We start from the raw sequence: 11,306 nt of genomic DNA on the forward strand, positions 1-11,306 counted from the left end.
TATTCAAACTGATTCTTTACTTTATTCATCAAATTATAGTAGTCCTCAATTTGTAGATTGGTTCAATCAAAGCTGGTTTACAACAGGGGACCATCCTGCAAAACTTGTACCTTTTAGAGGATACATTGCGCCGCCGCTGGATGGCATTTGGGCTACAGCACCTTATTTGCATAATGGCTCTGTACCCAATCTGGAAACATTATTGAACAGTAAGCTAAGGCCAAAATACTGGAGTCGTGATTTTAAAAATCCACAATACGACATTGATTCGCCGGGATGGAAATACAAAGAAGAAGCCGCCCCAATAAACAAAGACGTTTATAATACTACACTTAAAGGTTATAGCAACGCAGGACATGCCTTTGGCGACAAGTTCTCAAACGAAGAAAGAACTGCACTTATAGAATACCTGAAAACTTTATAAAGCCAAAGTGAAATTAGAAACTACCAAAGGTCACGCCGTTATCAACACCTGGCTACAGGAAAAAGGGCTGTCACCTTTTAAGTTTCAACTGGAAACATGGCAACATATCATCAACAAAAAATCAGGACTTGTAAATGCTCCAACCGGTTGCGGGAAAACATTTTCAGTTTTTCTCGGGACTATTATTGATTTTATAAATGACCATCCAAAAAACTACCAATCAAAATCAAAAAATAACCTGCAGCTTTTATGGATAACGCCTTTAAGGGCGCTTGCCACCGATATTGGACGGGCAATGGAAGAAGTAATTTACGAGCTTGGAATGAATTGGAAAGTGGGCATTAGAAACGGAGATACAAGCATTAGTGAAAGACAAAAACAAAAACGGCAGGTTCCTGAAGTGCTTATCATTACCCCGGAAAGCCTGCATCTTCTTTTGGCCCAAAAAAATTATCCTGAAATATTTGCTTCTTTAAAATTAATTGCTGTTGATGAATGGCATGAGTTATTGGGATCGAAAAGAGGCGTACAGGTCGAGTTGGCGATTTCGAGAATTATAAATTGTCAATCGTTAACAGGTAATAGTCGGTGTTCTCTCTGGGGTATCTCAGCAACGATAGGAAATCTTCAAGAGGCAAGGGAAGTGTTGCTTTCTCCGATTGCTAACTTATTACAGCAACCCCCGCAAAAATTTGGCGAGACAATAACCGCTAAAATCGATAAGCCCATACAAATTGAGTCTGTTTTTCCCGATGAGATCGAAACGTTTCCATGGGCAGGGCACTTGGGCATAAAGCTGGTTCATAAAGTTATTCCCATCATTATGAAAAGCACTACCACGCTCATTTTCATTAACACCAGGGGCATGAGCGAAATGTGGTACCAGGCTTTACTTACTGCTTGCCCCGAGCTTGCGGGCGCCATTGCATTGCATCATGGAAGTATTGAACCGGAATTAAGAAGTTGGGTTGAAGAAAATTTGCACACAGGGAAACTCAAAGCCGTTGTATGCACAGCAAGTCTCGACCTGGGAGTTGATTTTCGTCCAGTCGAGACCGTTATACAGGTTGGTTCGCCGAAGGGAGTTGCAAGGTTTTTGCAACGTGCGGGAAGGAGCGGCCACCGACCTGGAGAAGTGAGTAAGATATATTTTCTGCCAACTCATTCACTTGAGTTGATAGAAGCTGCCGCTCTTAAAGAAGCAACGGACATTAAATTAATTGAAAGCCGTGAGCCCAGGCTCTTATGTTTTGATGTCCTGATTCAATACTTAAGCACCCTTGCTATTTCCGATGGATTTATTCCAGAACAAATTTTTAAAGAAATAAAAACAACTTATTGCTACCGCGATATAACGGATGATGAATGGCTGCAGATTATTCAGTTCGCAACAACAGGTGGTGTTGCATTAAATCAATATGACGATTATAAAAAAATAGAAATTATTGATGGACTATATAAAATAAATAATCGCCGAATTGCTATGCGGCACAGGATGCACATAGGCACGATCGTTAGTGACCCTATGATGAAAGTGAAATTTATCAGCGGCGGATTTGTAGGTGTTATTGAGGAATGGTTTATTGCACGCCTGCAACCAGGCAACAACTTTACCCTGGCCGGACGAAACCTGGAATTTGTAATGGTTAAAGAGATGACTGCATTGGTTAGAAAATCGAATGCAAAAAAATCCATTATTCCAAGCTGGCAGGGAGGCCGGATGCCTCTATCAGCTAACCTTGGATTTATGCTGAGAAAGAAATTTGATGAGGCAGGCCTGCTGCTGCATAAGAAAGACAAAAGGAATATTCTTCCTGAAATAAGAGCATTACAACCATTATTTGAGTTGCAGGAATATCTTTCTCATATTCCAAAACAAAATGAATTACTTATTGAACATATCGAAACAAAAGACGGGTTCCATCTTTTTGTTTTCCCTTTTGAAGGAAGATTGGTACACGAAGCCATGGCAGCTGTTTTAGCATACCGGATAAGCCGTATTACTCCCATTACATTTTCAATCGCCATGAATGATTATGGCTTTGAATTACTTAGCGACCAGCCGATACCGTTAGATGACACCAATTCATACGAATTATTTTCTCCGGATAATTTATTAAATGACATACAACGAAGCCTGAACAGTGTGGAGATGGCCAAGAGAAAGTTCAGGGACGTTGCAGTAATTGGCGGATTAATTTTTACGGGCTTCCCCGGTGAGCAAAAAAAAGCAAGGCATCTTCAATCATCGGCTTCACTCCTGTTTAATGTATTTGCGGAATACGAGCCAGGCAACTTATTACTTCGCCAATCATACAACGAAGTGATGGAACAACAAATGGAAGAAGAAAGACTTCGCAACATGCTGGAGCGAATTCAACAAAGTAAAATCATAATCACTTTCCCAAACAGGCTTACACCATTTTGCTTCCCGATTAAAGTTGATAGCATGCGGGAAAATCTTACTTCCGAAAAATTAGAAGACAGGGTTAAGAGAATGCAAATGCAGTTGGAGAAATAATGGCCTCTCTGCCCTCCGGAGGAGGGTTACAAATACTTTTAGAATTATTTCGCCGATGTTTTAAATTGCAGTCTTAAAAAATTGTTTTCTCCCCACAAATTTATTCTTCGTAATCAAACATTTTGGCTCTCTCCTGCCCGCTGCATTTATTGGGAGCAAGAAAAAGCGCTGATACTTTCGGATTTACATTTTGGAAAGACCGGTCATTTTAGAAAAGAAGGAATCGGAGTTCCTCAAAATATTTTTAAAGAGGATCTGCAAAGATTATTTACACAAATACAATATTTTAAACCGGATTTGTTGCTAATTGCAGGCGATATGTTTCATAGTCGTGCTAACAAAGAGATTGACCTTTTTTTAAAGTGGCGAAATGATATTGATTCGGTTAGCATCCATCTTATAAAAGGTAATCACGATATTCTTACTGATAAATTTTATGCAGAAGGCAATATTAAAATCGAAAATAAAAAACTATCTATAAATAAATTTTGTTTTACGCACGATATAGCGTCAGAATGCGAAATGGATGACGAAGATCTTTTTACGTTTTCCGGTCATATCCATCCTGGAATTAGAGTCAGTGGAAACGGCAAGCAATCCTTTATGTTACCATGCTTCTATTTTACCGAACAATATGCGGTGCTGCCGGCTTTCAGTATGTTTACGGGACTGCATAAAATCAAGCCAAATAAGAAAGATATCGTTTTTGCGTTAGTCGAAAACCAGGTTATAAAGATGTAAAAAAAATCAACTGGACATTGAGGCCTTGAATGCTATAAAATACCTATTGACTATATGACGATTACTCAATGAATATTTTTTCGTCTTGCTAACTCCTTTTTTATTAATCCAAGTTCTCTTCCGGTTTGCCCACTTACGGAAGCGTTTTCCTGCGCCCTTCTCATGAGGTATGGAATTACATCTTTTATGGGACCGAAGGGTAAATATTTGCTAACAAAACAACCTGCCTTTGCCAGGTTAAATGAAATATTATCACTCATTCCATACAATTGAGAGAAATGAACACGATCATAATGTAGAGGCAGGCCAAATTTCCTCATCAATTCTGTCGCATACAAATTGCTGTATTCATTGTGTGAACCAACTATAATGAATACACGATTTTCAGGGTTTATGCAAAATTCGGTAGCAGCATTAAAGTCGTTGTCAGTTGCCTGCTTATTATCATTTATCGGAGAAGAGTAGCCCAATAAAGAGGCACGTTCACGTTCTTTATCCATATAAGCGCCCCGCACTAATTTCATCCCTAATTCGAATTTATTTTCTTTGGCAAACCGGCAACTGTCTATAATAAATTGCAACCGGTCTTTCCTGTAAAGCTGAGCTGTATTATAAACGACGGCTTTTTCAATATTGTATTTCTGCATCATTTGCATGGTCAACGCATCTACTGGATCCTGTATCCATGTTTCTTCCGCGTCAACGAGTACACCTATATTTTTGCTTTTTGCCGTTTTACAAATTGTATCTAACCGGTTTACAACCCGCAACCACTCTTCTTTTTCATTTTCATTTAATGATTCTAAAGGAACAATTCCCCGGACAATATCATTATACCTGGATGCTTCGTGTAACTTCTGAAGCAAACCAAACCTGGCGTAGCCCGTTAGTTTCACGCTCATAAACGGAATGTTACTTTGAGTGGAAGCGTATTGAATAGATTGAATAAATACATCCCTGGCTTCATCAAAATTTTCTTCACCCTCTTTTCCCTCTACTCCGTAATCAAGAATTACCTGCACATTAAATTTTCCCAACTTATCAGCGACAGCGGAAGTTTCCTGCAAAGATTCTCCGCCTACAAACTGGCTAAAAATTGTTTGCCTGATCAACCCTTTAACAGGTAAACCTATTTTGAGCGCCCATGGTGTTAGTTTCAGACCAAGCTTTACTAACCATGCTTTGCCCATTGAAGAAAAAAGAAATTTGGCTTTTTTTAATTCTTTATCGCTTTTATATTCAAAAGCCACTTGCGTATTTTCAAAAGAAATATTTGTCATAACGGAGGGTGAAATTCTATAATCAAAATCTATCCACCAAATAAATAAAGCAGTATTTTTTTGGCCTAAGCACCAAGGAAATCTATCACTGCAGACACGTTCCTTTTTTCGAATAGACGGATTAAGCCGGCGATCAGTTTTAATAAAAATCCACGAGGGTTGGCAATACTGTTTCCTATTTGTTGAATGCTTGCATCTCTGGAACTTACACAGCTGATATAGTCATTTCCTTTTTTACCATTTAATTCTTGCGCAAAAACCCAGGCGCCATCCCTCGCCGTTTTTATACTAAACTGAACCAACATTTCATCATACTTATAGATATGTAAGTTAAGCAACCGCATAAGCGGATTTATTTTAGTAAGGCAATCTTCAATATTGTCGATCATAGAAGATAAGATGGAATTAATTATGTCGAAATCCTTATGGATATCCTCCAAAACGAATCCTTCCATTACTGATGTTGTGGCTATTCCAAGGTCAAGATTAATATGTGCATTCATTCCTAATAGCAGATGCTGAAGTACCAGGGATTTATTCGGAGCAATTGCGTCGAATGCAATCTTCCACGAGTTAGTGGTTGGCTTACCCGCTATCCAGTCATGAAATGCTATGAGATAGCGATTAGCAAATGTTACATCTAACCGTCCCATTCTTAAACCATCTTCAAACTCATTAATGTTAATGCAATCCCTCACTTTACAAGTAACCTTATGATATAAAACCGCAAAATAGCCCGCACAACTATTGTTGGTTTTGCAATAAAAAATAATTTTTTCGAGTTGATTAATCACCTCGTCAATTGTTGATGGCAAGGGCAATAACAGCAAATCATCTTTAGTAATTATTTCTGTGGAAGCACTCATTCAAAAACATTTATATGATTACTAAATATAAAACAAAAGCAGGTTTACGGCATTAATAACATTCAATCTGCCATCTTCACTATGCAACCTTATCTTTGCAAAAATTAAAAAAAATGATTTCAAAAAAGGCTTTGGAGAGTTTAGTAATCATGACAGAAATTGTTTTGCCCAATGATACTAATACGTTTGGTAACCTGATGGGTGGCCGATTGATGTATTGGATGGATATTGCCGCTGCGATATCGGGAACGAAACATTGTAATGCCCCGGTGGTAACCGCTTCAGTAGATAACATTTCTTTTACCAACCCCATTAAACTTGGCAATGTTGTACACATCGAAGCAAAAGTAACAAGGTCATTTACTACCAGCATGGAAGTACATTTAAATGTTTGGGGCGAAGATATTATTCAGCAGTACCGTTATAAAAGCAATGAGGCTTACTATACTTTTGTTGCACTCGATCCAAATAGCAAACCCAGACCTGTGCCTGTGCTTGAACCGGAGACGGAAGAGGAGCATTCTCTTTTTGCAAGTGCTTTACGGCGAAGGCAACTTAGATTAATACTTGGTGGGAAAATGAAGCCAATGGACGCGGGTGAGTTGAAAGCGCTATTTACAAAGGATAACTAAACCAATAATCAATTATTTATCCAGTGCCGTTATTAAATGGTGTTTGCTTTTCATCATAAACTTTTTGCTTTGCTCAATCGCATCCATCACTGTTTCCAGGATGGCATCAATGCTTTCTTCGTAGGTAAATTGTAGAGGTTCTTTAAAATGCACGTTTAAGAGAGTCCCCTTTTTCTTGAATTTTAATCCTTTTTTATTAAAGGCACGCCAAAATCCGCTTATCACGACAGGAATCACTATTGGTTTATAATTCTTAATTATAAAGGCCGTTCCTTTTCTCCCGGGAGCGAAAGGCTTTGTGGTTCCCTGTGGGAAGGTTATCACCCAATTATTTTCAAGAGCCCTACCGATTTTTCGTGTATCGCCCGGATCAAGACCTCTTTGCACTTCCTTTCCTTCAGCTCTCCATGTACGCTTAACCGTTATGGCACCTGCCCATCTGAAAATCCGGCTTATAACGCTACTTTTCATGGTTTCTGCTGCTGCTACATAATATACCCGCGTAAATGGATTTAACAGATAAAAGGGAATGCCCAGCCTGTTTTGCTTTCGCCATTTAACTGCGCAAAAAATATGGAGAAACATAATTACATCCGCAAAGTAGGTTTGATGGTTGCTTACAAACAGTACATTTCTTTTTGGAAGATTTTTAAAGTGCTCCGTACCGGTTATCTTAATACTATTTACGATTGCAAATCCGGGATACGTAAATATTCCCACAAAGAAGTAAATTATGGACTTAACCACCCGTGTTCGCTTCAAACTATCAAGCCATCGTTTCATTGTTATTTTTTTGTCAAAAAAATATCTGCAATTTAGGAAAATCGATCTCAATTATGCATGGCGGATTTTTTAAATTACATCGCCTATTTAAATCAAAATTTCCCAGAAAAAACTCAACAGAAAAAATTCCGGATAATTAACTTAAAATACCCGAAAATACGAGTATTTTATTACCTTTGCAGTCCCAAAAATAAAAAAACATTTGGGACAAAATTTAAGAAATAATTTATTAACCAAATGCTGATGAGCAGGATCCTGAACTAAGGGATGCAGCAATAAAAAAATCACCTGTTTATAATAATTATTATGGAAGAACAAATGAAAAGTGATCCAAGTCCCGTTTTGAATGCCGGAACTGACGCGGAAATTAAACAAACTATTGAAGAAATGCCGCAGGGAGGTATCGAAGGCGTTCCTTTCCCCGATTTTCCTGACGTGGAATCTACACAAGCCGCCACAGAGGTGCAACCTACAGAAGTTGAAATTCATGAAGAAGCTCTCTCAACACCTCATGATGATTTTGACTGGACGGTGGACAAGAGAAATGTAACATCATATAACAAGGAAGAGAGAAAAAAATATGATGAAGTTTACGACAAGACTTTTAAGCAGATTAACGACAATGAAATGATTCACGGCACTGTCGTGGGAATGACCAAAACAGATGTTGTAATTAATATCGGCTTTAAAAGTGACGGACTTATTTCTTTAAATGAGTTTCGCGATATGCCGAATCTTAAGGTAGGCGATGACGTGGAAGTAATGGTTGCTGAAAAAGAAGACAGGGATGGTAATCTTCACTTAAGCCGCAAGCAAGCCCGCACCACCCGTGCATGGGAAAGAATTGTTGATATGCATAAAACAGGTGAAATTGTTACAGGTCTTGTTACCAGTAAAACTAAGGGCGGCCTTATCGTTGATGTATTTGGTATGGAAACATTCCTGCCAGGTTCTCAGATAGACGTGAAACCTGTAACTGATTACGATCAGTTCGTTGGTAAAACAATGGAATTTAAAGTTGTAAAAATTAATGAAGCAATTAAAAATGCAGTTGTTTCGCATAAAGCACTTATAGAAAGTGATATTGAACAACAGCGTGCTGAAATTATCGGAAAACTGGAAAAAGGCCAGGTGTTGGAAGGTACTATTAAAAACATCACAGACTTTGGTGCATTCCTCGATCTTGGTGGCTTAGATGGTTTATTATACATAACTGATATTAGCTGGGGACGTATTAATCACCCAAGTGAAGTATTGAAACTTGATCAAAAACTCAATGTTGTTGTACTTGATTTTGATGATGATAAAAAACGCATCAGTCTTGGATTGAAGCAATTAACACCTCATCCATGGGATACTTTACCAGATACTGTAAAAGAAGGAGAAATTGTAAAGGGCAAAGTTGTAAATATTGAAGACTACGGAGCATTCCTTGAAATATTCCCTGGTGTTGAAGGCCTCGTTCACGTAAGTGAAATTACATGGGCAAACACGCCTATCAATGCAAAAGAATTCTTTAAACTGGGTGATGAATATGAATCAAAAGTGGTAACACTCAGCAAGGAAGATCGCAAGATGAGTTTGTCTATTAAGCAAATGACAGAGGATCCATGGAACACAATAGAAACTAAATATCCTGAAGGCAGCAAGCACAAAGGATTGGTTAAAAACATTACCCCTTATGGTGTGTTTGTTGAATTATCTCCGGGCATTGGCGGCATGATACACATCAGTGACCTTAGCTGGTTAAAGCGTTTTAATAACCCCAACGAATACACGAAAGTTGGTAACGAAATTGATGTTATTATCATGAGCATTGATAAAGAAAACCGCAAGTTGCAGCTTGGGCACAAACAAATTGAAGAAGATCCGTGGAACTCCTTGGAAGAAACTTTCCCTGTTGGCAGCATACACGAAGGAACCGTTACCAGGAAGGATGATAAAGGAGCAACCGTTCAGCTTCCTTATGGTCTCGAGGGATTTGCACCTGCCCGTCACTTAAGAAAAGAAGATGACACTTTTATTGGCATAGATGATATAGCCAAATTTATGGTTATTGAATTTGACCGAAATGATAAAAAGATCATTCTTAGCCATAGCCGTATTTGGGAACAGGCGAAAGTAGAAGAAAAAAATGCCGAGATAAAAGAGAAAAGAGCTGAAGCCGAGACAACGAAGAAAGCCGTAAAAAATATACAGAGCAAAGTTGAAAAAACAACGTTAGGCGATCTTGGCGTATTAGCCGATCTTAAAAAGAAAATGGATAGTGACGGTGAAGCCGCTTTAGAAAAGCAAAAAGCCGCTGCATTGAAAGAGGAAACTAAAAAGAAAAAAGTTACAGCTGAAAAGGTGGTTGATGATGTAACAAAAGGAGAAGAGGAAGAAAATACAGATACAAAAGCAGAAGATAGTGAATAGATAGTTTTTTCATTTGTTGAATCCCGTTACTCTATCAGTAACGGGATTTTTTTTATCCGGCGCCTAAATATGATTTATCTTTATTACCATGGGTTTCAGCTACTTTCAATCCCACCGTGTACGAAAATCAACAGGTTTCCAACAGTTTTAAGAAAAGCCATTGCAGATTTAGTGGTACAATTTATGTGGCAAATGATACCTGAAGCTCAATCTGGATTATTATAAATTCACTATGCCCTTAGACAAATCAAAAATAATTACTTATGCCTTGATTGGGATTATAATTGTATGCAGCATCATATTGCTAATCCTAATTCTTATGTAGATGATAGATTAGCACCGTCTCTTATATACTGCTTAATTTTTTTTGAAGCTAAAAAACCACTCGTCCAGGCGTGTTGAAAATTAAAACCACCTGTTATTCCATCAACATCTAAAATTTCACCGGCAAAAAAAAGATTGGGTACAATTCTGCTTTCCATAGTATTTGCTTCCACCTCATTTAGTTTAATGCCGCCGGCCGTAACAAATTCATCTTTAAACGTAGTTTTACCGTGCACTGTAAATTGCTGCGAACATAATTGTTTCACCAAAGTATTTTGTTGCTTTGAAGGAAGATCGGCCCATCGCAACTCATGTTTAACTTCACAAATTTTCAAATGATATTCCCATAGTCGCTTTGGAAGATCAAAGGGATTTCTATTAATTATTTTCTTGGAAGCCAATTCTAATCTTAATAATTTGAATTTTTCGAGGAGAGAATTTTCATTGTAATCGCCTAACCAGTTTATTGTAATGGAAAAATGATATTGCAAAGTAGCGAGGAGGTTGGCAGCAAAAGCAGAAAGTTTCAAAATAGCCGGACCGCTAAATCCCCAATGGGTAATTAATAAAGGGCCAGTTTGGAAAAACTTAGTTCCATTAATTTTAACATGTACATTTTCAATAGAAATACCCATTAGTTCCGAAATCGGATCTTTCAAAATATTAAATGTAAACAAAGATGGCACTGGCTTCTCAAAGCTATGTCCCAGTTTGGTAATCCATTTATATTGATCTTCTTTTTGATAACCTCCGCATGCGATACAAATAAAATCGGATGTTAATACCGAACCATCTTTAAATGAAATTTGAAATAAGCTTACCTCATTGTCAAAAGAAATTTTTTCAATTCCGACAACATCGCGGTTCATTAAAATCTGAACATTGTATTTATTTGCTTCCTGCAAAAGGCAATTAACAATCGTTTCAGAAGAATTGCTTTCGGGAAACATTCTTCCATCGGCTTCCGTTTTTAATACTACATTCCTGCTTTGAAACCATTCAATTGTATCCGTCGTAAAAAAATGATGAAAGGATTGTCTTAAAAATTTCTGGCCCCGCGGATATTTTTTTATCATCTCCGCAATACTGAAACAGGCATGGGTAACATTACATCTTCCGCCACCGCTCACCCTAACTTTGCTCAAAAGTTTATGCGTCTTTTCCACAATCGTTACTTCCAGGTTTCTATTTTCAGCCGCAGCATTTACGGCGCAGAAAAAACCTGCCGCCCCTCCTCCTATTACAACCAATTTTTTCTTGTGCATTTTTTATTAATCAAAACAAAGTAACAGAATGCATTAATGAAAGTAAAAAAAA

9 protein-coding genes are annotated in these 11,306 nt (G+C 37.9%); 5 read left to right on the top strand and 4 right to left on the bottom strand.

The annotated features are described in order from the left end of the window. From ACO1O5_RS02545 to pdeM, 3 genes are all read left to right on the top strand, one after another. Positions 1 to 424 (top strand): c-type cytochrome (locus tag ACO1O5_RS02545; protein ID WP_486268155.1); only part of this gene is annotated, 424 nt, incomplete at its 5' end. A 7-nt stretch (positions 425 to 431) separates the two neighbouring features. Then, entirely contained in the window at positions 432 to 2,945 is a 2,514-nt protein-coding gene (locus ACO1O5_RS02550) for a ligase-associated DNA damage response DEXH box helicase (RefSeq protein ID WP_486268157.1), read from the top strand. Positions 2,946 to 3,026: 81 nt separating this feature from the next. After that, entirely contained in the window at positions 3,027 to 3,686 is a 660-nt protein-coding gene (pdeM, locus tag ACO1O5_RS02555; protein WP_486268159.1) for a ligase-associated DNA damage response endonuclease PdeM, read from the top strand. Between the two features lie 65 nt (positions 3,687 to 3,751). Here the strand turns inward: pdeM and ACO1O5_RS02560 are convergent, their stop codons facing one another. Both ACO1O5_RS02560 and ACO1O5_RS02565 read right to left on the bottom strand, forming a co-directional pair. Further along, positions 3,752 to 4,966 (bottom strand): proline dehydrogenase family protein, encoded by a 1,215-nt coding sequence (locus tag ACO1O5_RS02560; protein ID WP_486268161.1) that lies wholly within the window; start codon positions 4,964 to 4,966, stop codon positions 3,752 to 3,754. Positions 4,967 to 5,031: 65 nt separating this feature from the next. Continuing rightward, complete coding sequence (locus ACO1O5_RS02565; RefSeq protein WP_486268163.1) at positions 5,032 to 5,832, bottom strand: DUF5995 family protein; 801 nt, start codon at positions 5,830 to 5,832, stop codon at positions 5,032 to 5,034. Between the two features lie 113 nt (positions 5,833 to 5,945). Here ACO1O5_RS02565 and ACO1O5_RS02570 point away from each other — a divergent pair, with 113 nt between their 5' ends. After that, positions 5,946 to 6,464 carry an acyl-CoA thioesterase gene (locus ACO1O5_RS02570; protein ID WP_486268165.1) on the top strand — a complete coding sequence of 173 codons (519 nt, stop codon included), beginning with the start codon at positions 5,946 to 5,948 and terminating at the stop codon, positions 6,462 to 6,464. A gap of 12 nt (positions 6,465 to 6,476) precedes the next feature. Here the strand turns inward: ACO1O5_RS02570 and ACO1O5_RS02575 are convergent, their stop codons facing one another. Then, a complete protein-coding gene (locus tag ACO1O5_RS02575) occupies positions 6,477 to 7,247 on the bottom strand; it encodes a lysophospholipid acyltransferase family protein (RefSeq protein ID WP_486268167.1) in 771 nt (256 codons plus the stop codon). 306 nt (positions 7,248 to 7,553) lie between these two features. Here ACO1O5_RS02575 and rpsA point away from each other — a divergent pair, with 306 nt between their 5' ends. Beyond that, positions 7,554 to 9,665, top strand: coding sequence for a 30S ribosomal protein S1 (rpsA, locus tag ACO1O5_RS02580; RefSeq protein WP_486268170.1), 2,112 nt, complete (start codon positions 7,554 to 7,556; stop codon positions 9,663 to 9,665). A gap of 317 nt (positions 9,666 to 9,982) precedes the next feature. Here the strand turns inward: rpsA and ACO1O5_RS02585 are convergent, their stop codons facing one another. Beyond that, positions 9,983 to 11,254: a BaiN/RdsA family NAD(P)/FAD-dependent oxidoreductase gene (locus ACO1O5_RS02585; RefSeq protein WP_486268172.1), complete on the bottom strand. Its 1,272-nt coding sequence runs from the start codon at positions 11,252 to 11,254 to the stop codon at positions 9,983 to 9,985. Positions 11,255 to 11,306 lie beyond the last annotated feature (52 nt).

The organism is Ginsengibacter sp. (assembly GCF_057362405.1).